The sequence below is a fragment of the Williamsia sp. Y721 genome, assembly GCF_059683565.1.
Genome location: NZ_JCASNH010000001.1, coordinates 1,744,425 through 1,771,058 on the forward strand (window position 1 = coordinate 1,744,425; position 26,634 = coordinate 1,771,058).

General features: G+C 61.9%; 18 protein-coding genes. 8 read left to right on the forward strand and 10 right to left on the reverse strand.

What is annotated here, in order from left to right; all coding sequences use genetic code 11:
• Window positions 1-36: 36 nt before the first annotated feature.
• Window positions 37-768: a TetR family transcriptional regulator gene (locus tag AC56PL_RS07820; protein ID WP_495515767.1), complete on the forward strand. Its 732-nt coding sequence runs from the start codon at window positions 37-39 to the stop codon at window positions 766-768.
• A 957-nt stretch (window positions 769-1,725) separates the two neighbouring features.
• Complete coding sequence (locus AC56PL_RS07825) at window positions 1,726-2,901, forward strand: SGNH/GDSL hydrolase family protein (RefSeq protein ID WP_497153426.1); 1,176 nt, start codon at window positions 1,726-1,728, stop codon at window positions 2,899-2,901.
• A 178-nt stretch (window positions 2,902-3,079) separates the two neighbouring features.
• Here the strand turns inward: AC56PL_RS07825 and AC56PL_RS07830 are convergent, their stop codons facing one another.
• The 5 genes from AC56PL_RS07830 to AC56PL_RS07850 all read right to left on the reverse strand — a co-directional run bounded on the left by AC56PL_RS07830 (window position 3,080) and on the right by AC56PL_RS07850 (window position 11,029).
• Window positions 3,080-3,865, reverse strand: a complete 786-nt coding sequence (locus tag AC56PL_RS07830) for an O-methyltransferase (protein WP_497153587.1) — start codon at window positions 3,863-3,865, stop codon at window positions 3,080-3,082.
• A gap of 232 nt (window positions 3,866-4,097) precedes the next feature.
• Window positions 4,098-8,048: an amino acid adenylation domain-containing protein gene (locus AC56PL_RS07835; RefSeq protein WP_497153427.1), complete on the reverse strand. Its 3,951-nt coding sequence runs from the start codon at window positions 8,046-8,048 to the stop codon at window positions 4,098-4,100.
• Between the two features lie 69 nt (window positions 8,049-8,117).
• A complete protein-coding gene (locus AC56PL_RS07840) occupies window positions 8,118-8,882 on the reverse strand; it encodes an amino acid hydroxylase (RefSeq protein ID WP_497153588.1) in 765 nt (254 codons plus the stop codon).
• Between the two features lie 270 nt (window positions 8,883-9,152).
• Complete coding sequence (locus AC56PL_RS07845) at window positions 9,153-10,151, reverse strand: alpha/beta hydrolase (protein ID WP_497153428.1); 999 nt, start codon at window positions 10,149-10,151, stop codon at window positions 9,153-9,155.
• Between the two features lie 365 nt (window positions 10,152-10,516).
• Complete coding sequence (locus tag AC56PL_RS07850; protein WP_497153429.1) at window positions 10,517-11,029, reverse strand: hypothetical protein; 513 nt, start codon at window positions 11,027-11,029, stop codon at window positions 10,517-10,519.
• 199 nt (window positions 11,030-11,228) lie between these two features.
• On the opposite strand from AC56PL_RS07850, the gene AC56PL_RS07855 reads away from it, so the two are divergent.
• From AC56PL_RS07855 to AC56PL_RS07865, 3 genes are all read left to right on the forward strand, one after another.
• The gene (locus tag AC56PL_RS07855) at window positions 11,229-12,644 is read left to right on the forward strand and encodes a pyridine nucleotide-disulfide oxidoreductase (RefSeq protein WP_497153430.1); all 1,416 of its coding nucleotides are present in this window, start codon (window positions 11,229-11,231) and stop codon (window positions 12,642-12,644) included.
• A 669-nt stretch (window positions 12,645-13,313) separates the two neighbouring features.
• Window positions 13,314-14,228: an MFS transporter gene (locus tag AC56PL_RS07860; protein ID WP_497153431.1), complete on the forward strand. Its 915-nt coding sequence runs from the start codon at window positions 13,314-13,316 to the stop codon at window positions 14,226-14,228.
• Window positions 14,225-14,752, forward strand: a complete 528-nt coding sequence (locus AC56PL_RS07865) for an MFS transporter (RefSeq protein ID WP_497153589.1) — start codon at window positions 14,225-14,227, stop codon at window positions 14,750-14,752. The genes AC56PL_RS07860 and AC56PL_RS07865 overlap by 4 nt, the downstream gene beginning before the upstream one ends.
• Window positions 14,753-15,702: 950 nt before the next feature.
• Here the strand turns inward: AC56PL_RS07865 and AC56PL_RS07870 are convergent.
• Both AC56PL_RS07870 and AC56PL_RS07875 read right to left on the reverse strand, forming a co-directional pair.
• Entirely contained in the window at window positions 15,703-17,133 is a 1,431-nt protein-coding gene (locus AC56PL_RS07870) for a peptidoglycan-binding domain-containing protein (protein WP_497153432.1), read from the reverse strand.
• Window positions 17,134-17,941: 808 nt separating this feature from the next.
• On the reverse strand, window positions 17,942-18,289 hold the full coding sequence (locus tag AC56PL_RS07875) for a transposase (RefSeq protein ID WP_497153590.1): 348 nt from the start codon (window positions 18,287-18,289) through the stop codon (window positions 17,942-17,944).
• 82 nt (window positions 18,290-18,371) lie between these two features.
• Between AC56PL_RS07875 and AC56PL_RS07880 the strand changes: the two genes are divergently transcribed.
• A complete protein-coding gene (locus tag AC56PL_RS07880; RefSeq protein ID WP_497153433.1) occupies window positions 18,372-19,571 on the forward strand; it encodes a metallophosphoesterase in 1,200 nt (399 codons plus the stop codon).
• A gap of 1,389 nt (window positions 19,572-20,960) precedes the next feature.
• On the opposite strand, the gene AC56PL_RS07885 is transcribed toward AC56PL_RS07880, so the two are convergent.
• Entirely contained in the window at window positions 20,961-21,833 is an 873-nt protein-coding gene (locus tag AC56PL_RS07885) for an SDR family NAD(P)-dependent oxidoreductase (RefSeq protein ID WP_497153434.1), read from the reverse strand.
• Between the two features lie 330 nt (window positions 21,834-22,163).
• On the opposite strand from AC56PL_RS07885, the gene AC56PL_RS07890 reads away from it, so the two are divergent.
• Window positions 22,164-22,346 carry a hypothetical protein gene (locus tag AC56PL_RS07890; protein WP_497153435.1) on the forward strand — a complete coding sequence of 61 codons (183 nt, stop codon included), beginning with the start codon at window positions 22,164-22,166 and terminating at the stop codon, window positions 22,344-22,346.
• 84 nt (window positions 22,347-22,430) lie between these two features.
• Here the strand turns inward: AC56PL_RS07890 and AC56PL_RS07895 are convergent, their stop codons facing one another.
• The gene (locus tag AC56PL_RS07895) at window positions 22,431-23,816 is read right to left on the reverse strand and encodes an ABC transporter substrate-binding protein (protein ID WP_497153591.1); all 1,386 of its coding nucleotides are present in this window, start codon (window positions 23,814-23,816) and stop codon (window positions 22,431-22,433) included.
• Window positions 23,817-23,883: 67 nt separating this feature from the next.
• Complete coding sequence (locus AC56PL_RS07900; protein ID WP_497153592.1) at window positions 23,884-25,431, reverse strand: AMP-binding protein; 1,548 nt, start codon at window positions 25,429-25,431, stop codon at window positions 23,884-23,886.
• Window positions 25,432-25,618: 187 nt separating this feature from the next.
• Here AC56PL_RS07900 and AC56PL_RS07905 point away from each other — a divergent pair, with 187 nt between their 5' ends.
• On the forward strand, window positions 25,619-26,611 hold the full coding sequence (locus AC56PL_RS07905) for an NAD-dependent epimerase/dehydratase family protein (protein WP_497153436.1): 993 nt from the start codon (window positions 25,619-25,621) through the stop codon (window positions 26,609-26,611).
• The last annotated feature ends 23 nt before the right edge of the window (window positions 26,612-26,634 follow it).

Sequence of the window (26,634 nt, forward strand, 5' to 3'; positions counted from 1 at the left end):
TTTCCGTCGATAACAGGCATCTGCTAGCGTCGATACATGTCGGAAGTGACAGTGATACGAGACGACGTTCGATCTGCCGTTGTCGAGGCGGCCGCGGATCTTCTACGCGAACAGGGCGCTCGTGCGGTGACTACGCGCAGGGTGGCCAAGGCGGCCGGAGTGCAGGCGCCGACGCTCTATCGACTCTTCGGCGACAAGGATGGCCTGATCGACGCCGTCGCCGAGCACGTCATGGAGACCTATGTGGCGGCCAAAACTCAAGCTGCGTCCGCCACCGACAATCCTGATCCGGTCGCGGACCTACGCGCCGGATGGCAGATGCACGTCGATTTCGGGCTGGCGAACCCTGAACTCTACGCGCTGCTTAACGCCCCCGGACGCGCTGAGACGTCACCGGCCACCGCTGCGGGCATCGACGTACTGCGCGCCCGGGTGCGACGCCTGGCCACTGCGGGACTGCTCCGCGTCGACGAGCAGCGCGCGGTCGCGATGATCCACGCCGCCGGTTCCGGCACCGTTCTGGCTTTGCTGGGAACCCCTCCCGCTGAACGGGATATGAGCCTCTCCGAGGCGATGCTCGTCGCCGTCCTGGGCCAGATACTCGCCTCTGCACCGATGGCAGAGGATACCGGGACGAGTACTGTCGCAGTCACCTTCGCAAGCGTATTACCCGAACTCCCGGCGCTCACCGATGCAGAGCGCACGCTTATGGCCGAGTGGCTGAACCGGGCAATTACCCATTTGCGAAATGTCGACAACGCTGAGTGACTATTGCACGGGCGGATCGATGGGGTAGTTGATACACCCGGGAAGCGTTGGCCCGCCTCACGTGGCCCCTATCCCTTTTGCTGATTGTTTTCGGAATCATGGCAGTGTCGGCATTGTCGGTACTTATGTGGTCTAGTCAATTTTTGACTTTGAAAGCGAACTGAGGGGGACCAGAATCAGACGCAGCGTTAGAAGCGTGGTGGGCCTCATCGGGAAGGATCGCCGGCTAGGTCGCAACCGGCGCCGCCCTTGTGCGGGAGCGGGAAGGCGGCCGCCTGATCGCTCACTCGCATGCAATCGTCACCAATCCCGATAGCGCCAAGGACTGCGCGATGGAATACAACGTTTCGGCCCCAGTGACTTACCGCTATACGTCATGTGACACATAGGGGTTCAAAACTGTTCGGTTTCAGGAACTCTGACCGCTGATGACATCGAATGCGTCTGGTGGGAGAGCGGCTCGGCAGTGGTGATGTCAGGCAGACATGCGCCAATTTTCTGAGGGGGAGGTGACTGCGCGTGTAGGAGAGCCGGCCGTGATCCGTGCCCGAAATCCTCTCGTGGTCAGAGGTCAGACATAACCTGCATAGACGTACAAGCGGGTACCTGAGGCGACCTGGGGATTCCAGACCACGCTCAGCGTGCGTCGCATACTGAAGGGGCTGTCAGCGCGCATCACCGAAGTTGTGAGTTGGAGACCGTGAGCGACAGCTCGCTCTATGACCCACGCCGAAACTTGGCGGTCGCCAGGTGAAACAACGTTGCCACGGACGGGCGACTCGAACATCTGTCGGAACAGGTCGCGGTTCGGTACGCGCCGGCTCACTCGATCCGACAAGGTGCGATCGTTGGAGTTCAGAACGACACGCTCACTGACCATGCCGAGAACCAGGAGAGTCGTACTAACTCCTGCGGATTTGGCCGCCCACCCCGTAATCGACGATCGGAGAGCCCACCATGAAAGCCACCGAGTTGTTAACCACAACGCCCGTCACGCCAGATCTCCTGCGCGGCGCCCTAGACCATGAGCGCACGCATCGCGGCTTGGTCGTCCACCGACTTCCTTCGGAAGCCCGCTCACGCTGTGTTGATCCACAACTGGTGATGGCCGAGTCGCAGCCTTCGGGGGTACGGATCGCATTTCGCACTGCGGCGACCGTCATCGAGCTCGATTCACTGCCGACAAAACGCGTCTACGTCGGCCTCCCGCCGCGGCCGGACGGTGTCTTCGACCTCGTCATCGATGGAAAGCTGGCAGACCAGGCCGTCACGGTGGGTGGCAACAGGATCACTATTGACATGGCTGCCGGCACCATGACCGATGAGCCAGGTCCGGTCGGAACCGTCCAGTTCGTAGGGTTGGCTGACCGTGTTAAGAATGTCGAGATCTGGTTGCCTCACAACGAGAACCTCGAATTGGTAGAGCTCCGCTCGAATGCGCCGCTCGAACCGTTCGATGCTCCTTCACGGCGCACGTGGCTGCACTACGGAAGCTCCATCAGCCAGGGTTCAAATGCCACAAGTCCCAGCACTACGTGGCCGTCGCTGGTAGCCGCATTCACAAACACGGAACTGATCAACCTTGGATTCGCTGGCAGCGCACTGCTGGACCCATTCGTCGCCCGGGTGATCCGGGACACGCGTGCCGATCAAATCAGCCTTAAAATCGGCATCAACCTCGTCAACACCGACGTGATGCGGATGCGCGCCTTCACTTCTGCCGTCCACGGCTTTCTGGACACCATTCGTGACGGCCACCCAACGACACCACTGCTGATCGTGTCCCCAATTTACTGCCCGATCCATGAGGAAACACCGGGTCCCGGTGCGTTCGACCCGGCTGCGATAGCCGAGGGGAGCGTCCGTTTCATCGCGACCGGCGAACCCACGGAGGTGTCTGCCGGCAAATTGACACTGAACACAATTCGGGCCGAGCTCGCTCGAATCGTCGCGCAGCGCGAGATCGACGATCCCAACCTGCATTATCTCGACGGCAGGGAGCTATACGGCGAAGAAGACTTCATAGACCTGCCCCTAGCCGACAACTTGCATCCGGACGCTGCCGCGCATCAACGGATCGGACAGCGGTTCGCCGCCCAAGCGTTCCCTGACAAAGTTGCCATGCGTAGGTGAGGCGAGAACTTCGTAGCTCACAGGCTGCTTGTGGTCGCCCGTGCAGGTGCAGGATTCGGCACCTCGGAAGGCTACCTGCCGGATCTGTTGGTACCGGGGTGTTTAGGAGCGGTCGTCACGCCTCCACCGCGGCGCGATCGGTGTCGACCGAGATCTGCCTTTCAAGGGGTGCGGCTGCTTATCCCGAGCGAGGCGGGTTGGGCCGGCGACCTGACTGCGCGTTGTCTGGTCGGTCGAGGTAGGTCGATTCGAGCACGACGTCTTTGATGATCTTTTGGTATTCGGCGTGTGTCGGGTGTTCTCGGGTATGCCAGTCGAGGCCCTCTTGGCTGCGCATGAATGCTCGGTACTGTGGCGCGCCTGGGTATTTGACGTTGTCTGCCACGACAACCGAGCCCGGGTGCAGCCATTCGTGGTCCAGGATCCGGTGGAGATCGGGAAGATACTCGTCTTTGTCGTGGTCGATGAAGACGAAATCGAGGGTCCGGGGAGCGAACCGGTGTTTGTCGCCCAGTGTGCTGAGGGTCCTCCCGTCATCGCCCAACGTTCCGACGATCACGACGATGCGCTCGCCGATGCCCGCGTGATCCCAGATCCGTCGGGCAACGACGGCGTTCGCCGGATTGAACTCAATCGAGTACAAAACGGCATCGGTGGGCATGGCACGCGCAATGCGCAGTGCGCTGTAGCCGCAGTAGGTGCCGAGTTCCAGCAGTTGGCGCGGTTGCGCTGTTACGACGGCGCGGTCGAGAAGCTTGCCCTTCTCATCACCGATGTTGATCAGATAGCTCCTGGTGTAGCAGAACTCGTCGATCACCCGGATGACGTCGTCGATGTCGTGTCTGCGCGCATGCGCGCACACATAGTCGGCCAAAGCTTGTTCGCGGCCGTCACCGACCTGCCAGGTGGCGCCCATGCGCCGTAGACCGAAGAGGAACCGCACATAGGACCAGCGCAGAAACATCACCGGTTTACCGGTGCACTCGTTGACGCCGATAGCCAGACCGAGTGCCGCGATGGCTGCCAGCACAGCCTGTGGGAGGCGGCTCCCAAAGAGTCTTGGCCGACGTGTGGTCAGCAGAACCGATGAAGCGACCGACACCGTGACTGCCAGGATCGCAGCGAAAGGCTTCCTCACACGTCCCTCCTTATTCTGTCGGCATGGTCATGCGAGACCCTCTGCGTGCTGTGTGAGTTCACTGTCGCCTGTCGATGCATTGTCGCCGATTCAATTCGGCCTCCAGGATCGGTCCGATGACCGCGAGGGCGTCGGGGTTCGCCATTTGGGCGTGCGCGACGCCGACGGAGTGTTCGGTGATCCGTCCGGAAATATACGGTCGCCACATGTCGCCGGTCAGTTGGCCGGTGATTCCTTCGCGTGCCGAGAAGTACAGCAGGTCGCCGTCATAGGATTCCGGCCGGTAGCGCGCCGACATGCCAACGCAGTCGACATATCCCTGGTGCAGGCGTTCGAGCTGCTGACGGGTCAACCCCCGGCCCGGCCCGGTGGTGTGGGCGAGCACATCGACAGCGTCGTCGATGGCGAGTGGCCGGGTGTCCGGAGTGTCTGTCTCATTGCCCTGTAGGTGGGTCAGCAGATCGCGCATGGTCGGCGATGGCGGTTGGGGTGCACCGTCGGCGAATGCCAAGCTGTCGAGCATGATGAGCAAATCCACGTCATGCCCCCGAGCACGTAGCCCAATGGCAAGCGCGTGCGCGAGTTGCCCGCCCAGCGACCAACCCAACAGGTAGTACGGCCCCTGTGGTTGCACACGGGTGAGTTCGTCCAGATACACCTGCGCCAACTCTTCGACGGTCCGGCATCGGCGCCCTCCTGCGGCGACGGTGGGGGACTGCAGCCCGTAGATCGGCCGGTCGGTGACGTATTTCAGCAAGCCGGTATAACACCACGACAGCGGCACGGCAGAGTGCAAGCAGATCAACGGAGTCCCTGAACCGTTGCCGCGCAACGGAAGAATCGTCTCCAGCGCCGATACGCCTGCCGTCGCATCACTGTTTCCACCGATCGCCGTTGAGGATTCGATGGCGGCTGCCAAGGTGCGCACGGTCGGGGTGAATAACCACGACATCGCCACCGAAGCGCCGCATTGCTCCGACAACCGCTGACACAGCTGCACTCCCAGCAACGAGTTGCCGCCGAGTTCGAAGAAATTGTCGTCCAGACCGATGCACGACTGTCCGGTCACATCGGCGATCGCATCTGCCACCGTGTGCTCGATCTGAGTGTGCGGCGGGCGAAATGCGGGACGCGCCAGCACCTGTGGATCGGGCAGTGCGGATCGGTCGGTCTTACCGCTGCTGGGGTTGATCGGTATCGCGGTCAACGGAACCAGCGCTGCCGGAATCATGGCTGGCGGCAACACCGTCCGTAACCGCGCCAACACGGCGGTGCGGTCGAAGCTGTCGCCATCTGCGGCGACGACATAGCCGATCAATCGGTCGCCGAGTGTCTCGGACGTCCACATCCGCACCACGGCCTGATCGACTGCCCCGTCCGCGGTCAGAGCACGCTCGACTTCGGACGGTTCGATGCGCTGCCCGCGTAGCGAGATCTGGGCATCGCTTCGTCCGAGGTACTCCAGCGTGCCGTCCGCCTGCTCGCGTACTACATCGCCCGTGCGATACATTCGGGTTCCCCTGGGCCCGTGCGGGTTTGCGACATAACAATGCGCCGTGGTCGCGGCCCGTCCCAGATACCCTCGCGCCAACGCGTCACCGGCGAGATAGAGTTCGCCCCGGGCCCCGGCCGAGACCAGGCCGAGCCTGGCATCCAGCACAAGAATTTGCACTCCGGGAAGTGCTTCGCCGATCGTCATCGGCGCGTTGGGTTCGAGCGCGCCGGTGTGGGTCACGATCACGGTGGCCTCGGTCGGGCCGTAGGAGTTGAACATGGGCACCCGGGTGGCCCAGCGGCCGGCGAGTGCCGGTGGGCATTTGTCGCCGCCGACGGTGACGCTCTGCAGCGACGTCAGTCGGTGCGGGTCGAGTGTCGCCAAAATGGTCGGCGTGACATTCAAATGGGTGATCGCATCATGCTCGATGACCTGCGAAAGCTGTTCGCCGGCCACGATGTCCGGCGCCAACACGACCAGCTTCGCCCCGGCCGCGAATGCGGAGAGGTATTCCAGCATCGACGCGTCACAGTAGGGTGAATGTGCCAGCAGCACGACCGATTCCGGGCAAATTCGACCACGGGTGAGCAGTTCGTCGCTCAGGGCCGGCAGGCCCTCGTGAGTGCTGAGCACACCCTTCGGCTCGCCGGTGGATCCGGAGGTGTAGATCAGATATGCGGGGTGAGCGGCACGCAGTGGCTGTGTCCGCTCCGCATCGGTCATCGCCGCTACCGGGTGTGATGCGGCGGCGCAGGTGAACTCGTCGCTGTCGAGCAGCAACCAGTCCACCGTCGTGGCGTCCAGCCGTGTGCACCATCTGGTGAGGGTGATTCCCAGCATCGCCCCTGAATCTGCAATCAGCTTCGTCACCCGCGCCGGCGGATCGGTGGGATTCACCGGGAAGAACACCGCGCCCGCTCGGGCTACCGCCCACAACGCCATCACCGATTCCACCGACCGGGACAATGCCACTGCGACAACGACTTCCGGTCCAGCCCCGTGCGCGATCAGCTCACGTGCCCACTGCGCGGTCACCTCGTCGAGTTCGCGATAGGACACCGACCGGTCCGGCCCGCTCAGTGCAATCCGTTCACCGGCACCGATCTCGGCCGCCAGCAACTCCGGTAGCAACCGCGACCGGCGCCGGGGCTGGGGGGCCGCGACGCTCGGTGTGCCGGCGCTGAGTGCGAACACCTTCTCTTCAGCCGAAGCCTGCAGGAATCGCGACAACCAGTGCATGAACTGCTGCTGATATCGATCCAGCTCATCGGGGGTGTACAGGTCGGGGTTGGCGTGAAAATCGATGCTGAGGGGTCCGGGACCGACGCGGTAGCAGCTGACGGAGATATCCTCCACCGGCCCGGCGGAGAGCAGGTGCGCCCGCCCGCGGGCAACACCGAAACCGATGCTCGCGGGAAGGGTGAGGACGTTGATCAGCGGACCGTAGCCACTGCGACCGGCCAGACCCACACCGTGGTCGCGGAGCAGGTCTTCGTGGCGATACAGCTGGTGGCGCAACGCCCCGATGACGTTCAGGCGCACCTGTTGCACCAGGTCAGCGACCGTGCTCTCGGTTACGCCCCGCACGCGTAAAGGCACCACGTTCGAGACCATCCCCGCCGATCGCCGCAGCGCCCCGGTGGTGCGGGCGGCGACCGGCAGTGACACCGTGATGTCGCGGTCACCGGTCATGTGCGCCAGGAATCCGGCCACTGCCGCGACCAACACCTCCGCCATTCCGGCGCCATACCGGCCGGCCACGGCATCGAGCCGCGCCGTTGCTGCTGCATCCACCGTTGCGTGCGCGGTATGCGGCCGTGCCGACGGTGCAGCGTACCGATCGGTCAGCTTTGTGATGCTATTCAGACCGGCGAGTTGCTCGGCCCAGTACTCGCGGTCGGCATCGAATCGCGGCGAGGACCGATACCGCTGCTCGGCCGCCACAATCTCGGTCAGGAGCATGGCCCGACACGGTGGAGCGGTCCGTCCTTCGGTTGCGGCGGAATACAATTCGGCCGTTCGCTGCGATAATTGCGCGGCGCCGAAGCCGTCGACCGCGATATGGTGGCTGCGCGCGTACCAGCGGTACCGGTCAGGACCGAGGGTGAACATCACCGTCCTGGTGACATCGGGACCCGACAAGTCGATGGCGGCCTCACGGTCTTGGCTCATCCACACACGAGCGGCATCGTCTGGATCTGGGTGATCGCTCACATCGACGCAGTTGAATCCCGTCAGCAGGTCATGGTCGACGTACTGGCACGGTCGGCCACCGACGACTGCAAATCGCACATGCGGCGACTGCATTTCGCGACCGGCTCGTCGCGAGCAATCCTGTAGCAGTTCGAGATCGACGGGCCCGTGCAGATCGGCATACTGAGAAATGGAAAAAGGCACGCTCGGGTGAAGTTGTTGCGCCATCCACAGTTCGGACTGAGCGACCGACAATTCGAAGGTGTCCGCCTGCGGTGCCGTGCTGCCATCTCGGCGCACATTGCCTGGCAGGTCCAGCACCGCAAAGTCCTTAACGCTCGAGGTCGAGGGCGAGGGTGTCAGCGACGGCAACCATGCCGAAGTGCACTGTCACAAGTCGGCACTTGTCGCGAGGAAACGTTTTACGTCATCCATCATCTGGCTGACCGATTCGGCGACAAACATCACCGGCTGACAAATGCTGTCGTCGATGTCGCTGGCGATGACATCCTCGACCCGAAAGTCTCTCAACTCCGCATCCTCGAAAGACTCCATCTCCGCGACCGAGGACAAGATGGCGGCACCACACGCTCGCGGGCGACCCTTCTCGACGACCAGACCGACCTCCATGGTGAACCAGAACAACCGCGAGATCGCCGACCGCACCTCCTCCGAGGCGGCATGTGCGGCGGCTCGTCCGAACCGGCGGTACAGCTGCGCGAACTCTGGATCGGCAAGCATCACCCCATGGCCGACCAGTTCATGAATGACATCGGGGTCCGGCGAAAACGATTGCTCCGTAACCGGGCGCAAATCCGGAGTAGAAGTGAGGATCCCCCGGGCAAGTGGGCCGTAGAACAGCGGACCTGGTACTGCTCCCATAGCTGGTGCGAGCTCGAAGCCGGTCAACGACCGAAGGGTGCGCGAGACCTCACTGAGTTGCGGCACCCGGCCGGTGGGCAGCGTTACCCGTTGTGCGGCCAATTGATATCGCGCGCAACTGAAATGCCCGTGCATGCCGCACAGCGTCGCGAACACACGTGACCACAAAGCGTCCTCTTCGTGGCTGTAGCCGAAATCAGGCAGCGGTTGACCCGGACGGAACGCGCCGGTAAGCCGCTCACGCTCGGCTCGGACATTGAGACATTCTGTCATCACAATCGGCACTTTCTGGTCGCTGGAATTCTCCTGCCGTCTCAGCTACTCCCTATCGGCGCTCAGCTCATACGCGTACCGGGCTCTCCGACTATCAACGGTAATCTTGCCACCCGTCCTGCCGATAGACCACACACCGGCAACATCCAAGCTCGCCTTCGGGAAGCGATATTTGGCGAAATGTCCTGCCAAATCAGAAATCCCGCCCGAAATGTGCGAAATGGACCTTTCGGATGTCACCAACGTCCGACACGTTCTGGGGGCCGTAGCTCATGCGCCGATCGCGGCTGCCAGCGTGGGCCAGGAATTGTGCAGCTCGTCTTGCCAATACGGCCATGAGTGTGTGCCGACCGCAGGCATGTTCACAGTCACCGGAATGCCGAGGGCGTGCAGTCGGTCCACCAACGGCCGCGTGCACTGGTTGACAACCGCCTCCAAGGCTCCGCCGACAACGCCTCGATCGACCAGCGTTCCGACATTGCCGCCGATTCCTGGCGCATTCAGTGTTTCGTGCGGACCCGGAAGGCCGGTGCCGACCGAAATGTACACTTTGGTGCCACGTAGTCGCTCCGCGTGAAGCGTCGGATCGTGGTCGGCCCACGCAGGATCTCCGGGTGGACCCCACATGTTGGTTGCATTGGCGCCGAAGGCCGCCAGCTCCGAATACACAGATCCTTGCACCAGCGGGTCGCTCATGCGCGTACAGCCGCTGTAGGAACCCACCGCCTGATACAGCCCGCGTGCATGGCCCGCCAGATCCAGCGCCGAGGTTGCCGACATCGACAATCCGGCGACCGCATTTCGACCTGTCATGGAGAACCTGGCGTTGAGCAGCGGCGGCAGCTCGCGGGTCAGGAACGTCTGCCACTTGTTGGAACCCAAGACCGGATCGTCCTGTTTCCAATCGGTGTAGAAGCTGGCGCGACCTGCCATCGGGATCACCACATTGACGTTCTTGTCGGCGAAAAACGAGGCCACGTCCGTCCGCCCGGTCCACGCGCCTCCACTCTCACCGCCATCGACGGCGTTGAGGAGGTACAGCGCAGGTGCCGAAGCGTTCGGGTGTGACACCCAGAGCGGTATCTGCCGATTCATCGCTGCCGAATACACCGTCACGGCGAACTGGCGTCCACCCAGCGGCGCCACGGCCACCACGGCGGATCCATTTGCCGGGTTGGGGGCCGCGAATGCAACCGTGGAAGACGCGGCCATCGCCCAGACCACCATCCACGCGCCGACGGCCATCCACAGTGGTCCCCGCCGGCGCATTGTCATCGGACTGTTTCGCTGCTCGCCGGTACACGCCGCCGAGCGTTGTGTTCACACATTCCAAAATCGTAACCGCTGCGGGAATGGTCCTGGCGCGAATTTGGTGATGCCGGTATTGCGCGGGGTGCCGTTGGGGCGAGTCGTGTAGGCGACTGATATCGGACATGTGAGTTCGAGTGTCATGAGGTGTTGCTGCCGCATTTGGCTGCTGTCGTGGATGTTTGTAAAGCATTCGCATCGTTGCCTGTTTGCGAATGATGGAGTGGGGGAGCGGTTTTTGTGTTTGTTCCTGGCCGATGAGTGTGAGCGGTTTCGGTGCAACTGCGTACCGGGTTATGTAGCGGTAAGCCGGCAGTCGCCTTCGTTCACCACGTGAGTGCGGTTGCCCATCCGGAGATCTCCATCGATTCTCGCGGCACCCGTCGAGCGATCAATCCGGCCAGTACGACCGTTTCCGGACGGGTCAAATACGACGGATTTGCCACGATCGGCGCGCGGAACTGTTCACAATCCCTCAGCGTCGGCGATGCCGCCATCACCGCCCTCGGCACATATGAGTCTCGATCGAGTCGAATTGCCTGAAACTCAACGTGCAGAGCAGATCCTGGGTCCATCGGTTTGTCGGCGACGCCGTCGCTCGTCACGTATCCGAACTCATAGATGCCCGGATTCTTTTTCCCGGTGATCCACAGCGCGATGAGATCACCGCGACGAACGAGTGCCGGACGCCGGGTCCGGGCACTCAGGCACCACGTCGCCTCGATGACGGAGGCGGGCATGCTGCGCGCCGCACCGATATCGGTGCCGACGTAGCCGGGGTTGGTCGCGCCATTGCCTTTGACGATCCAACACCCGAGGTCATCTCGATCCACACCCATACATCTCCCAGTTCCTTCATTCCTGCGCTTCTGCTTCAGTACCCATCCCGGCAGAAACCATGCCGAGGATTGGTAGGGCCGGCCTCCTCCCTCGAGCCACTGGCATTGTCGGGGCCCATTGGCGAACCGGGCGGTAGCGGTGCTACGCCGAACCCAAGAGGTCATTGACGTTCCCTGTGGCCAGGGTCAGTCTGAGGAGATGGCGGTGCTAGAGGCCGACTACCTGGTGGTGGGTGCGGGTGCGATGGGGATGGCCTTTGTCGACGCCCTCATCGACCGCGCCGACGTCTCCGTGGTCATGGTCGATCGGCGGCACGGAGTCGGCGGTCACTGGCTCGATGCCTATCCGTTCGTCCGGCTCCACCAGGCCTCTGCTCTCTACGGTGTGGCCTCGACGCCGTTGGGAGGTGGACGGATCCAGGAGCGCGGGCCCGAGGCTGGTCTGCACGAGCGGGCAACCGCGCCGGAGATCTGCGCCTACTACGAACGCATCCTGCGTGACCGCCTGCTCGCTTCCGGCAAGGTGTCGTTCCATTCGAACTGCGACTACCTCGGCGGAGGCCGGTTTGTGTCCCTGATCTCCGGGCGTCAGCACGAGGTGCGGGTACGTCGCAGCGTGGTCGATGCCCGCTATCTCGCCCCGGACATCCCCTCCTTGATGCCGCCGCCGTTCGAAGTGGCCGACGGCGCGCACGTCATACCCATCAATGGTCTGGTCGGCCTCGGTCGTGCCACATCGCAGTACGTGATTGTCGGTTCGGGTAAAACCGCCACTGACGCCTGCGTGTGGCTGATCGACAACGGGGTCGACCCCGACGCGATCTGCTGGGTGCGGCCGCGCGATCCGTGGATGTTGAACCGTGCCGTCATCCAGCCCGAACCGGTGATGTTCATCGGTGCCGCGGCCGACACCATGCAGGCCGCATCCGAATCCGCCTCGGTCGAGGAGATGTTCTGCCGCCTCGAGGACGCCGGCGTCATGCTGCGGATCGACCGTTCGGTGACGCCCACGATGGCAAGGACTCCGACGATCGCGCAGTGGGAGCTCGACCGGTTGCGGATGATCGAGAATGTCGTACGCCGGGGGCACCTGCGCGCAGTCGCGCCCGGGCACCTCACGTTCGACAAGGAAGAGGCTGCTGATGATGTGGTGGCCGTCGACCCCGATGCGGTGATCGTGCACTGTGCCGCGCGGGGACTACGTACTGCGCCGCAGGTGCCCATCTGGGGGAACCGGACGATGACGCTGCAGCCGGTACGTGCCGGCTTCCCGTTGTTCGGCGCGGCGCTATCGGGTCATGTCGAGGCGACTGTGGCTGTCGGAATGGACGCCGACGCCGCAAATGCTGTGAAGAACGCGGTCTGCCCGTCGTCGACCTATCCCAACGGTCTTGCCGAGTGGGCGTGGATGCAGGTCACCGGAGGCCGCGCCGCTGCGGCATTCAGTGCGAACCCTGACATCAAGGCGTGGGCTGATCAGGTCGCGCTGAACCCTTCTCGTACGCCACCGGACCTGATGGAGTCCGATGAACTCGCCGCTGTGGTCGAGCGATTGACGAAGTACGCGGCGCTGGGGATGAGCCGGCTGACCGAGTTCGCGGGGATGCCCGCGTGACCGTACAGTCGGAGCCTCTAGCTCAACTTCTTCTGCGGCTTCGGTCCAGTTCCGGGGCGGGTTACCGTGATCGATTGTGCCCCAGACTTATTCGCGACGGCGGGCGTACGTTGATCGGCCTAGGCGGTGCGGTTGTGTTGGCTCTAGTCGCATTACGTCACCGGTGAGTTGTATTACGTCACCGGCGACACAAATTACCCTGCGGCGCAACGTATCACGACACAGTCTGAGGCAACCACAATGTGCGGTCTGCTCTGCCGCGCCTCGTGGTCGGCAACTGTTTCGCGGGCTTCGAATGTGCGCGCCATCGCCAACCTCCGGGTAGGCGGGCCGTTTGGCTGCATCAGTTGCGAATCCATGCATTCGCAACCACATTGGAACGGACCTGGGGTGCTTCACGACGCGATAACGCTACTGTGGCGCGTTGCGCGTAATACCCTTTGAATGACTGGAAGGGACACTCATGGCCCCCGACCCGACACACACCGCGAAGGCATTGCCCGTGGAAAATCCGCGACGGACAGTTCCCGCGATCAGACCCTTCTTGTTCTGGGCGCGAGCGGCGACCTGACTGCATGGCTACTGCCAGGGCAGGGCGGGTTGCTGGCCGCCGACGCGCCGACACCGGCGGCTGGTCGCTCACCAGGCTTCCCGTAGGGAGATAGTGACATGGCGAAAGACGACGCGGCGAAGGACAAGGCAGCCGGGAGGCGGCCGCAGGTCGATATCTCCGATGAGGGCCTGGCCCGGACGCGGCGTTGGGGGCTGTGGATCAACCTCGCAACCTTCCTGATCGGGTACGCCACTGCCGTCATCGCCGGGGCGCTGCTCTACATCGCGGACGATTTCGGAATCAACAGCGCTCAGCAGGGCCTCGCGACGAGCATCGTGCTGCTGAGCGCGATGGTCGCCGCGGTGTTCACCGGCCGGCTCGCGGACCGCTTCGGACGGAAGGCCATGCTCGGGATCGCGGGGGTGCTCTTCGCGGTGGGCTTCGCGGTCTCGGCGCTGGCGACGGGCTTCGTGATGCTGATTGTTGGCCGCCTGGTCGTGGGCCTCGCGGTCGGCATCGCGTCGGCGCTCGTGCCCACCTACCTCGGCGAGATCTCGCCGCCGCAGATCCGGGGCCGGATGCTCACCCTCAATCAGCTGCTGCAGACGGTCGGGATGCTCGTCGCCTACATCGTGAACTTCGCCTTCAGCTCCAGCGGCAACTGGCAAGCGATGTTCTGGGTTGGCGCGGTCCCGGCGGTCGTGCTGGCGGTGATCGCGGTACGGCTGCCCGACTCGCCGGTCTGGCTCGTTCGCACGGGACGTGCCGACACGGCGCGTGAGGTGATCGAATCGGTCGCCGGTCCGGAGGGCGCCGATCGCGTGATCGAAGCATACCGCCGCGACGAGGAGGAGCAGGAACACCAGCGGGCGCAGGATCAGCGCCCCGAGCGCACGGGGTGGCGCGCACTGTTCTCGCCCCGGGTCCGCCCGGCGCTGATCGTCGCAGTCGGGCTGGCCATCTTCCAGCAGTTCGTCGGCATCAACACCGTCCTGTACTACGCCCCGACCATCATTGCCCAGACCGGCTGAGCGCCTCGAACTCGATCGTTTACTCGATCATCATTGGTGTCGTAAACCTCGCGATGACGATCGTCTCGCTCAGATTGGTCGATCGGATCGGGCGTCGGCCGCTGCTGCTGGTCTCGTTGATCGGGATGGCCATCTCGGTCGCCCTGCTCGGCCTCGCGTTCGTCGCCGAGCTCAGCTCGGTGATCCTGCTCGTGGCCATGCTGGTCTTTGTGTCCTCCTTCGCTGTGGGGATGGGCCCGGTGTTCTGGGTGATCCTCGGGGAGATCTTCCCGTCCGAGAACCAGGCCGAGGGCTCGGGCGCCGGCTCGGCGGTGAGCTGGCTCTCGAACTTTGCCCTGTCCACGGCCTTTCTGCCGCTGGTTGGGGCGATCCGCACGGGCCCGGTGTTCTTGATCTTCGCGGGCGTGTGCGTGCTCGGCCTGGCGTTCGTCTACCGCTATGTGCCCGAGACCAAAGACCGGAACTTCAAGCAGATCGACGCCGACCTCCAGGCCCGCGCGCATGGAAAGAGGGGAGAGGGATGACCGGTCCTCCATCGGGTCAGCAATTCGAGATCAGCCTTGGCGACCAGCGTGCGACGATCGTGGAGGTCGGTGGCGGCGTGCGCGAGTACGAGGTCGGGCAGGCGGGCGGTGCTCGAGTCCTATCGGCTCGACCGGATATGCAAAACGGCGCGCACGGCCCGCCGCTGATCGCATGGCCCAACCATCTCGTCCAACGGTTGGTATTGCGAAACCCGTCCAGTCAATGCTTGGATCGCGGTTCAGAACTGGGTGTGCAGCGGACGAAAGTTGGAAGAAGTGGCTCAGATGCGTTGGAGCTATTGTGCGCGTTGCAAATTCGGAGTGTCTGCGACTCGCCTTGTGACTGGCCGCTCTAGTCGGGGTTGGATGCACTTCTGGGCGTATCCCCGTCGAAACGGCTGTTCGCCAGGTCTCCTGCATACCCAATGCAGCGCCATCAGTGGTCTCGTAGCGAATTGAATCAGGTCACCGGGGTGTCGGTCGCAATCGAGTGGACAACACGCACTCCGAAGTGTTCTCTGAGGGTCCGTTGTTGGTGTGCCATTGGGCAGGACGGGTCAGTGGGTCGGCAATGACTGGTGTGGGTCGCGGTTATTTGCTTCACGGTTGGGGCCAGGAATCCGCCGACTGCTCCGATCAGCATCGATGTTTCATGGTCGAATGAGGCTGCAACACCGGTGATTCCGAGGAGTCCTACAAGCGACAGCCAGATCGCGGTACGCTCGCTGTCAAGTTTGGCGAGCAGGTAGACCCCCTCATTATCGTGGCACACCGGTGGACGTTGCTCCCGTGAGTTGGGCGTTCGCCGGGGTGATCGAAGGGTGCTCAGGGATTTCGTTCGGTGCGGCGCAATCCGGTCGTGGAACGGGTGGGTCGCCGAGCTATAGCAGCACAGCGTGCAGCGAAGGGCGGTGCTTTGTCCGTCGACTCCGTCAAGGCAGTAAGCATGCTTATTGGAAATCTGCCCGTCGCGGAAAGAGCCCGTCCTCATCAGAAAATGCAGTAAACACCGGCAGTGCGGCGCGCCGGTCCGCGATTTCCTGGACAGCGGCGCGGAACAAGGCCGTTGACGTCGCGTCCTGGGCGGGGTCGTCGCTGAACAAATATCGATCCCCTGCCAGCTGGATCCAAAGCTGCACCTGATGAAGCTGGGCGTCGGCCCGGGCGGCGGGCGCCTTTCCATTGATGCCCGCAATGTATTGATTGGAGTCGAAAAGCCCACCGGCTTCGGAAAAGTAAAAGAATGCGGCACCTGCTAGCTGGTCCGCGGGAAGGAATTGTACAGCGATGTTTCCCGGTGTTCCGCTCAGTTCCTTCAGCAGAATCCAATGCACATGCCGCGCGACGATCTCGTCGACGAAGCTGGTGAGAACATCGGCCGTCGCCACTCCCGTGGCGGAAGTGCGGGCCTGGGCCAATGCGGTGTCGGCGAATGCGTCGGTATCGGTGTCGGCTGTTTGTTCGAGCGAAGCGTGCGCGGCGAAATTGCGGGCGTGCGTTAGCTCGTGAACGAGCACGCCAAGGAGTGTAACCGGGGCCCTTGTTTGATTCGATTGCAGAACGATCGCTTCTCGCCCAAGAATAACCGAGTCCCGTATAACAATGAAAACGTGAGTGCTGCCGGCAGATTGGAAAGGTATCGTTCTGCCGAGCGCACTCCCGAGGACTATCAGATCGTCGAAGTAGTCTCCTGCGCTCATACCGTCTTGCGTTGGATCGGCGGCCTGAATGAAGGCCGGCCGGATGTCAATCGCACGACTCTGCGCGACGATGCCCAGGATCTCGCCTGAATTCAGACGGGAGAGTGCAGACTGGGCCAGTCTTCGCCGCCAAGAGTCGACCGGCGCACTCATCAGTGATACGAGTTCACGCGCCACGAAGGGCTCAACTCGGTGGGCCACGACGGCTGGGCTGAATTCGGCGAATGCCGGATCCAGCACGGGCGGGGCGAAGAATAGGTCATCGTCGAGCGCCTTCGACGTGCCCGATCCTACAACGGGATCGTTGGGTATTAGTCCTTTGTGGGTTTTGTACGCAGTGACTGCGCTACCAGTTTGATTACCGAAGAAACCGGTGTCGCCATCAGGAATCGAGAAACCCAGTTCCATCAAGGCGTTTTGCACACGCTTGACGGGGAGTCCATCCTCTCCCGACAACATGCGATGACGGCCGGCAAAGCACTCCTCGAGTACAGGGTCACCAGAAAATCGCGGACCCGTTAGTGGCATCTCGACCCGACCTCCTCTGTTCGTCGGCAGGTGCGTCCTGATCAAGGTTGACAGATGCAACGCGGGCGTTTCGGATGATTGCGGTATCTCGCGAAACTTCCGCTGTCGAAGACGCAGCGTTGAGGCGGTTGAGCAGTGCGACCGGAATCTCATCGCGCGACAGTGCTCTTTCGGGAATCAGTGTCTGAGTGGCGCGTTAGGTGGCAGGCGATCGTCAGAGGTCACCGGACCCAATGCCGCGGCGATGGCCGCAACTGTCGGCTCCCGTACAACGTGGTTTGAAATAAGCCGTCGAGGTCCATGTTGGCGGCACGGGCCGTTTTGGTTCAAGGGAGTGTGCATATACCCCGACTTCTTCGGTCAATGGCGATGAAACCGGTAGGGCGGCAACGGCAATAGATAGAGTATCGCTCGAAGGTGGGTGCTCGCGATTTCGTGTCATCCAGCTGCGAATGGCACCGTGCCGGCGTGGAACCACCAATTGAAGCACCCCGGCGAATGCAAATTCTGGGCGAATTTCGGACGCTCAACGATGGTTTGCTGCTGGTGCGGAGCGAGTTCTCCAAGGATGAGGGGTGTTTCGATATCCGGCATCGAGCAGCGGCCCCGGTCCGAGTTGCTGAAAGCCGATGAGTTTCATTCGGGCGTGCGCGTCATCGACGAGCCGCAGTCCGAAGGCCTTGAATCCTCCGAGCTGTCTGCGGCCGGCCGAATGGAGCTTGGGTGGAGTGGCCTTTCTGGTCGACGGCCCAGCACTGATTCATCCGTACCGAGTCGTGGCGGTAGATCTTCAAACAGCGCAAACCTGTGCTGGTCCTGCTGAACTCCCTGTGGGCGATCGAGAACAACATAGCCGAGGGAAAGTCCCTGTCTCAGATTGCGGAGAGCTCCGTGGATGGCATCTACCGATGGCCCACGGGCGGCATCTCGTTAGCGCCGGACCCATCAATGTCCGGGCAAATCATGGACCGCAAGCAGCAGGCTGTTGACGTCCACGCCCGATGTGCCGTTTGCGGCCATTCGTCCGTTTCCGCCATCCCGCCCGCGATCCGACCGGTGCGCCGTGTCGGCGGCGGGCACGGTCTGCGAATCGATGATGGCCGCAGTCGGGCACCGGCCCGCACCCTCGGGTGAACGTGTCGTAGACCGTGGTCGGTGGTGGGAACTCCGCCGGCATCTGCCGCCGCGCGATCCCGCCCCGCAATAGATAGAGATTGGCGTCGTGGATCACACGGCGAGAATGCTTTTCGGGCCGTCCACCGCGGCCCGCGAAGTTGCTCGGCGGCAGTAGCGGTTCCAGGACCGCCAGCGCTGCTCACCATCACGAGTTCTCGGACGCTTTCTCAGGGTGATTGCCGGCATAAAGTTGAAGAGCCTTTATGATCGGCGTGGTGAGTACTCCCCAGTCGCGAGAGATAACACCCGAGCTTGATTCGCCGAAAGCCCGCAGACCACTGCGTGCAATCACGATCACCGCGACGATCGTCTCCGTCCTGCTGATCCTTTTTGTTGTCCCGTGGTGGACGTTGGTGATGTCGGGAACGCAGTGGCCGACTCCCGTGACCGCACTGGGAACCGTGGCCTTCGCGCTGACGTTGGTGGCACTGCCGGTGATGTTGGTTCTGAGCCACGGCCGCCGCCACCTCGATTGGGCAGGGTTGGTCGGCGACTCCATTCTGGGCATCATCTGGGTGCTGTTCGCATGGTCGGTGATCGGAAATCTCGCACGATTCGCGCTCGGTCTCGCTGGCGTCGAAGACCCGACTCGCTCGCGTTGGGTAGCCGCAGCCGTCATCGCCGTGTCCGTGATTCTCGTAATCTGGGGTAATCGGGAAGCCATGCGAGTGCCTCGGATCAAGCATGTAGACATCATGCTTCCGAGACTCGGCAAGGGGATGGATGGCACCCGCATTGTCGCGGTTACCGACACACATTTTGGTCCGATCAACCGCACGAAGTGGTCGGAGGGAGTGGCAGCAGCCGTGAACGAACTGCGCCCCGACATCGTGGCGCACGTCGGCGATATCGCCGACGGCACGGTAGAACAACGACGGGCTCAAGCAACACCACTCACCACCATGCGCGCCGAACTCGCGAAGGTCTATGTCACCGGCAACCACGAGTATCTCGGCGAGGCACAGGGCTGGATCGATTACATGGACTCGATAGGCTGGGAAACACTGCACAACAAGCACATTGTCGTCGAACGCGGCGGCGACCGACTCATCATCGCGGGTGTCGACGACGCCACCGCGAAGTCCTCACAGATCGCGGGCCACGGCGCAAACTTCGACCAGGCTCTGGCCGGGGCCGACCAGGAACTGCCGGTGCTGATGTTGGCGCACCAACCCAAGCAGGTCTTCCAGTCCGAAGCCGCCGGAGTTGACCTGCAGATCGCGGGTCACACACATGGCGGGCAGATCTGGCCGTTCAACTTCCTGGTCCGCCTCGACCAGCCCACCGTCCACGGCTTGAGCCGCCACGGTGAGCGCACTCAGCTCTATACAAGCCGGGGTTCCGGTTTTTGGGGGCCTCCGCTACGCATCTTCGCGCCGAGTGAAATCACTGTGATAACACTGCATTCGACTTGATTAGCTCGCGTCGCTCCAGTTCATGACGCAACTCTTCGGTTCCGATATGTTCGAGAGCCGTGACCAGGCTGCTGCGCCCGGAGTCGAACCTGCTCGGCTAAATCCGCCACCTGCTTGCGCGTCGCACTATGGGCTGCATCGTCGTGTTCCGCAATCTGCTCGAGCAACTAAGACGCCCGAGTGGCAGTCACGATGCCCAACAAAGCAATTCCGCTGATCGGCCGGGGCAGTTGACATGAAACGCATAGCCGCCGCCGACCACCGTGCACGAGATCTTCGTCCGCTGGATCCGGTGCGGGGGCGTGGCAGCACATCCACGACATCCTGAGCCAGCGGCTACGGGCACGCCGGACACGACCAGTGCCCGCCCGCGGCAAGAAAACGAACGGCCGCAAACGGCACATCGCCGTCGAGGTCAACGGGTTGCTGCTCGCGGTGGAGGTTCGGCAACGGCAGGTTCGGGCCTGGTATTCCGGCGTCGTCGCCGAAAGGTCTGTGGTTAGTCCGTCGACGATGTGACGGCGCGTTGACGTGGTGCCCCCGGTCAGACTCGAACTGACATTGGACGGGTTTTGAACCTGCGGTCGTGGATGTTTGCAGATCGCTGGCGCTGTCGATGGTTTTCGAATGATGCAGTGGGGGAGTGGTGTTCGTGTTTGCGATGTTGAGCCAGTGTAGTTGGTTTCGCTGTTGCTGCGTACCCTCTGCGTACCGGGGGCAATATCGTTCGACAGTACCTACTGGTGACGAGACGTGTTGATGTAGGAGAGTCGGTCGTTGCAGCTCGGCGAGGTGGTGTACGACGTGAGCTGGCAGTGCGCGCCTGGTCGCCGAAATTCACTGCATCGATGTCCCGTTCGAGAGGTGCCACTTCTTGAGCGTTGGCAGTGAGTTTTTGTTGCGACTGCGCACGCTCTCGCAGCTCCGGCGGATACCTCTTTTGCGATCCTGGCGACATGACTTCATCCTTCCCAAAGAGCGAAGCCTCCGGACGCACCGGGGTGATTCACGTGTGCGTTCTTGGTAGCGCTGGGTCCGCCGGTGTGGTGGCCCTGGCCAAAGCAAATGCTCCAACTAGAGCGAACTGGTCCACTCACAGTGCGTCGCAAGTGAGCGTTTGCGAATAGGTGGAGCAAGTGTCTCAGTGAATTTGGAAGATGATATCCAGATGGTCGCTAAGTTTCTGGGCACCAACAGATTTGGGTCAGCGTCGGAGATCGTCCCGCCTGGCCTTCGGCGTCATTGCTTTATGGGCACCGCACCGTGGTCGAACGCTGCTTCAGCCGACTCAAGCAGTACCGGGCCACGGTTTTACCACGGGCCAGGACCGGAGAGTGCAGTCCCGCAGCGGGTTGAGCTCGCTGCGGGACTATGAACATCTAATGCCCCTCAGGCGGTGATCCAGCCACCACCGTCGGCATTCACCGTCTGCCCGGACATCCAATGGCTGTCGTCGGAAGCCAGAAAGACCACGATCGGCGCCACGTCATCGTAGGGATCGCCGAGTCGGTGGAAGACGTTGTCCCTGAAGGCTGCCGTGGCGTATTCCTGCACCTCAGTGGGAAACGTGTGTAGATCGTTCTTGGCATTGTCGGTGAATCCACCCGGGCACACTGCATTGACGCGGATGTTGTGTACGCCCCATTCTCGCGCCACCACACGGGTTAACGCGCGGACGGCTTCCTTGACAGGGGAGTAGGTCGACGCCAGTGCAGGGCTTTCCATTCCCCAGCGTGAACCGAAGTTGATGATCGAGGCACCCGCGCCCGGTTTGTCTTTCAGATACGGGAAGCAGAGCTTCATCATGTGCCAGCCGGAGTAAAAGCTGATCTCGATCTCGCGCTGGAGGTCGGCGAAATCCTGGTCGAGGAACGGCTTGAGCGTCGTGGAATGCACGTTGTTCACGAGGATGTCGACGGTTCCGAAGCGCTCCACGGTTGCATTGACGAATGCCGATAGGCTTTCGACCGATCGCACATCGCACGGAAATGCCAACACCTCAGCGCCTTTCTCGGCACAGAGTTTTCGTGTTTCCTCGAGTTTGTCTTCCTGGATGTCACAAATAGCGATCTTCGCACCCTCGTCCGCGAAGCGAATAGCCTCTTGTCGGCCGAGGCCACTCGCACAGCCGGTGAGGATCGCGGCCTTCCCGTTCAACTTGCCCATCTGGGTCTCCTGATTTCTACTGTTCACGTTTAGAGGATCAACGCGCTTCGACCGCGCGCGTGGATGTTCGGGCGATAGCGAGCTGCCCGTAGGCAAGTAGGCTATACGGCTGTATGGCGAAATGGTTCATTAATTCACCTCCGCGTATTCCTCTACGGCTTGGCGTGGGTCCCCCGAAAGTGGCTGTGTCATATGTCCTCTACGCAGGTACTGGGTGTTCTGGCACTCAGGCGGGAACACTCGGTGTTGCTCCGAACCGATTGAGTAAAGCCCCTTCCAGGGGTAACGCCACAGCTATGAACAGGGCGCCATTACGCCGTCGAGTGAACGGTTGATGCCATCGCCGCAATAAGGAGTCTTGTTGCGCAACGACATCGGGCTCGTCGCGACCTGGCGGACACTGGTCGGACCCCTTCCGATTCATTGATGTCAACGGATTCTGGAGGGGGCGAGCTGCCGAACATCAACCTGCTCCACCTCACCTCGCGTAAGGCGATCGAGGCGGCCATGACGATGCAGCAGGCGACCCCGACCGGGATTCGCGTCGAGGGGTTCGGCGAGAGCAAGGCTATTCGACGCCACACTGTCGCCGAGATCGACTGGTGCTGATAGCAACCCGGAAGCAGGCTCCGATCCGTATTCACTTGGCGCGGTGCCGGCGGTGGTGGCGCCAAACCCACCACCGCCGAACTGCTACTTGAGGTCGCTCATAGACTTACCAACATCAGCAAGAGTCATAGGGCTACCAAACTCGGTTGTGTATTTGAAAGCTGGTATATCACAACGAAATAGGCCCTCGTCCGGATTGAAGGCGGCGGCCTTCCAGCCATTTGTGGTGGCCTCCTCGACGTTGAAGCACGGCGACGGCGGGGCGCCGGGCGTCAGATTGACCGGAGCGGTCAGGCCGCCACCGGTCCACGCCGTCTCCTTGATTGCGGCGTTGTAGAGACAGGTACGCGTCAAATCGTCACCGCAGCTTGCGGCGGACTTGGCAAACAACAGCCATGCAGACATGGCGCGCATGGCAGGCAAAGTGATCACCGCGTCCGGAGCGTACTTCTTGTACAGGGCGTTCAGCTCTTTGACCGCTGGCACCGTATCCGAACTCTCCAGTGGCGCAACGCCTCCGAGGTCAACGTAGTTCGGTATCACGTCCGCCGAGGTACCGAGCGCCTCGACAAACGGTTCGTTGTAGGCATTGTTACCGGGGTTGACCCAGTCGAGCTTGTAATCCATATCCACAAGAATCGCCTGCAACTTTGCCCACTGCGCGGGCTCACCGTAGAAGTAGAGTCCCTTGACGCCCTTACTCTTGATGGTTTGCGCGTAGGGTGTCCAATCCGAGATCCCCATCGGCGGGTAGACGTCGTTGTAGATGACAGTGGCCCCAGCCGCTTCCAACGCCTCCTGCGATTGAACCCCGGAGGTCTTCACCGATGGCGTATCGGCGCCGATGATCCCCACCGCATCTGCAGAGTCCGGGTAGGCCTCGTTGACCAGCCAGTAGCCGATACCGAAGAAGGGATCGTAACCGGCAACCCGGCTCGGCGACGCGCTGATCTCGAGGTCCGCGCCGACCGACCGGGGTTGGATCACCTGGGCAGGAAAGCTCGGTAGAACACAATTCAGACGTTCTTTCACACCCAGTGCATCGAGCCCGCTACTTCCGCCGACCAACGCAAAATCCTCACGGCACGCGATGGTCATCTGCTGGCGAACATTCATGAAGGCAGCGTCGTGAATATTGGCAACCAGTTTGCGACCGTTGATCCCGCCGAGGTCATTGCACCACGACGTGAAGACCTTGGCGGCATCGTCGAACTCTGACACCTTGTTGAATCCCACATCGGACATCACTCCGACTTTGATCTCTGCGTCGGTAACACCTTGTGTGGGAGCTCCTTTCGCCTCGCCTGATTGACAGACCTCCGTCAGGTCGCCAAAGTTGCTCGTCGCAGCATCGGCTGTGGCCGTACTTCCACCGCCTCCTTCGTCGGAGTCACCACCGCGGTCACCACACCCAGCCACAAGAACCGCGGTCGCCACAAGCGCGACCACCAAGCGATGCGATCTCAACATGTCTTTTCCTTCACTAGTGCGATGATTGGCTGTACAGCAACGGACTTCGAGTGAGCGAGTCCGGACATCAGTGGTCAACCGCGTGAGTGGACGTAACCATTTTTCGAACCAGCGCCTTTTGGACCTTGCCGGTTGCGGTTCGTGGGAAGTCCTCGACCTGATGGATCTCTTCGGGCCACTTCTGCTTCGCCAAACCGGCATGGCCGAAGTGCTCTCGAAGCTCAGCAATAGTAGGTAAGGCGCTTCCTGGCTTGAGTCGCACCACCGCGGCAGTGTGTTCACCCAGTCGGGGGTCAGGAGCTGATACAGCGGCGGCTTCTGCGATCCCCGGAATCCTCAGCAGAACCTCTTCGACCTCGATCGCGCTGATGTTCTCGCCGCCGCGAATGATGATGTCGCCCTTGCGGTCGGTTACGCTCAGGTAGCCGTCGGCATCGATGATGCCAATGTCGCCGGTGTGGTACCAGCCCTCCTCGTCAAATGCCTTCGCAGTCAACTCGTCGTCAAGGTAGCCCATGCACAGATCTGGTCCGCGACTCAAGATCTCTCCGTCGTCCGACAGCCGGAGTTCGACACCCGGCATCGCCTTCCCATCCGTGAAGAGTCGTTTGTCCACCGGGTCCGTGTAATGTGAGCCGGTGATCGACGGATGCTCGGTGCTGCCGTAGTAGCGGAACGTGATGACACCCTGATCGTGGAGTCGCTGGGCAACCGTGGCGGGCACCGTCGAGCCGCCCATCCCCGCATACCTCATGTACTCGAGATGCTCGGGGACGAAATCGGGATGGTCGAGCAGGCTGATCACGAAGTAGGGTGTGCCACCACCGAAAGTCAGGTTGTCTCTGAGCATCAACTCCAAGGTGCGCTGCGGGTTCCATGCGTCGGTGATGTAGATGGCCGTCTGCTGAACAACCGGGATCAAGAACGCATTGAGCATCCCGATGAAGTGACCAACCGGTGAGGCGGTGAGCTGTTGCCCCAACTCAACCGGATAGCTGTCCCCAAGCTGCCGGGTTTCATACCCGAGCGTTTGATGTGTATGAACGACGCCCTTGGCATCACTGGTCGTCCCCGAGGTGAAGGCGATCACGGCCGGCGCCGACGCCGGAACAGGGAGGTTCTCGGTCAGCAGCTCACTGTCGAGCAGGTCGTCGAAATCGCGGCCCACCACTCCCACAATCGGGACATCGACATACAGGTCCGCCTGAAACCGTAGGGGCCCGAACTCCTCGAAGGTGATGAACACCTTTGGCTTTGCCGTCGCAATGATATGCCGGGTTTCCTTCGGCCCGTAAAAATGCACAACCGGAATCGAGACCGCACCCAAGAACGATGCTGCCCAGAAGGTTGCCGCAGCCTCCATCCAGTTCGGAAGCTTGAACGCGACAACGTCGCCGGGGCCAACACCCCTCTTCCGGAGCCCTTGCGCCAATCGGCGAGCGGTGTGCTCCACATCGGCGAACGTTCCGCTGAAGGGATGAAAATCCGAATAGACGCGAAAGGGCGCGTCCGGCGCATCCGAAAGGCCCTGCGCCAGTGTGTCACCGATGGTCGCCTCGGTCCACCAACCTTGCTGTACGTATAGGTCCGACAAATCCGTAGGAATATTGCGCATACGTGCGTGCTCGCTATCGATCGGGGCCAGAATCACCTGGCGCTGTCCTTGACACAGGGGCAGTGTGACACGCATCATATGAATCAATCAAGTGATCAATTAATTGATTCCGGCTCGGAGGTACTCCCGACCTTGAGGCGATGAACCGCGCCCCACTGAGAACCCGCCACAGATGTGAAGGTGTTGCATGGCAAAGAAATTGGTGATTGGCGCAAGCGGTTTCGTGGGATCGAATGTGACCCGGAAGCTCGTCGAGCGTGGTGACGACGTACGAGTGATGCTTCGTGAAATCAGCTCCGTGAAGGGCATCGCGGACCTCGAAGTCGAGAGGTGCTTCGGTGACGTGTGGGACGCCGACGCCCTGCGCGACGCGATGGGTGGTTGCGATGTTGTCTTCTACTGCGTTGTCGATGCGCGGGCCTGGCTGCGGGATCCGACGCCGCTCTTCAAAACCAATGTCGAGGGCCTGCGCAATGTGCTCGACGTAGCGATCGAGGCTGATCTGGAGAAGTTCGTGTTCATGAGTACGATTGCAACACTTGCAGTTCGGACCGACGGAACTGCTGTCAGCGAGGATGATCCCTGCAATTGGTACGAGGCCGGTGGCCCCTACACGCAAAGCCGGGTGGACGCCGAAAATTTGGTGTTGGATTACGCAAAGAACAAGGGCCTACCCGCAGTGGCACTGTGCATTTCTACCCCTTACGGTCCACGCGACTGGCAACCAACCCCGCACGGCGGACTCCTGGCCAGGATCTCGGCAGGCAAGGCGCCCTTCTATTTTTCCGGCTTGCGACATGAGGTCGTAGGCATCGAGGATGCCGCAGAAGCGATGGTGTTGGCCATGACTCACGGCCGTAATGGTGAGCGGTACATCATTTCCGACACATACATGACGTCCAAAGAGTTGCACACGCTCGCAACGATCGCCGGCGGACGGCGAGCGCCGTGGCTCGCATTGCCGACCAAGCTCATGCTTGGCGCGGCTGCCGTCAATCAACTGTTCGCCGGCGCGATTGGCCGAGATCCCGTTTTTGTCAGTCGTGCATTCCGGATGTGGAACTACATGTCCGCGCTCGATCACAGCAAGGCCGAACGAGAACTCGGCTGGAAGACAACTGCTTTCGAAGATTCGGTCGGTGAAGCGGTCGAGTTCTACCGCGCACACGACATCGGGTAGATAATCGGTGCACCTCTCGGGCG

Coding starts and splice junctions, on each gene's coding strand:
- AC56PL_RS07820 (WP_495515767.1), top strand. CDS start 37: ATGTCGGAAGTGACAGTGATACGAGACGACGTTCGATCTGCCGTTGTC.
- AC56PL_RS07825 (WP_497153426.1), top strand. CDS start 1,726: ATGAAAGCCACCGAGTTGTTAACCACAACGCCCGTCACGCCAGATCTC.
- AC56PL_RS07830 (WP_497153587.1), bottom strand. CDS start 3,865: ATGTTTCTGCGCTGGTCCTATGTGCGGTTCCTCTTCGGTCTACGGCGC.
- AC56PL_RS07840 (WP_497153588.1), bottom strand. CDS start 8,882: ATGACAGAATGTCTCAATGTCCGAGCCGAGCGTGAGCGGCTTACCGGC.
- AC56PL_RS07845 (WP_497153428.1), bottom strand. CDS start 10,151: ATGCGCCGGCGGGGACCACTGTGGATGGCCGTCGGCGCGTGGATGGTG.
- AC56PL_RS07850 (WP_497153429.1), bottom strand. CDS start 11,029: ATGGGTGTGGATCGAGATGACCTCGGGTGTTGGATCGTCAAAGGCAAT.
- AC56PL_RS07855 (WP_497153430.1), top strand. CDS start 11,229: ATGGCGGTGCTAGAGGCCGACTACCTGGTGGTGGGTGCGGGTGCGATG.
- AC56PL_RS07860 (WP_497153431.1), top strand. CDS start 13,314: ATGGCGAAAGACGACGCGGCGAAGGACAAGGCAGCCGGGAGGCGGCCG.
- AC56PL_RS07870 (WP_497153432.1), bottom strand. CDS start 17,133: ATGAGATTCCGGTCGCACTGCTCAACCGCCTCAACGCTGCGTCTTCGA.
- AC56PL_RS07890 (WP_497153435.1), top strand. CDS start 22,164: ATGTCAACGGATTCTGGAGGGGGCGAGCTGCCGAACATCAACCTGCTC.
- AC56PL_RS07895 (WP_497153591.1), bottom strand. CDS start 23,816: ATGTTGAGATCGCATCGCTTGGTGGTCGCGCTTGTGGCGACCGCGGTT.
- AC56PL_RS07900 (WP_497153592.1), bottom strand. CDS start 25,431: ATGCGCAATATTCCTACGGATTTGTCGGACCTATACGTACAGCAAGGT.
- AC56PL_RS07905 (WP_497153436.1), top strand. CDS start 25,619: ATGGCAAAGAAATTGGTGATTGGCGCAAGCGGTTTCGTGGGATCGAAT.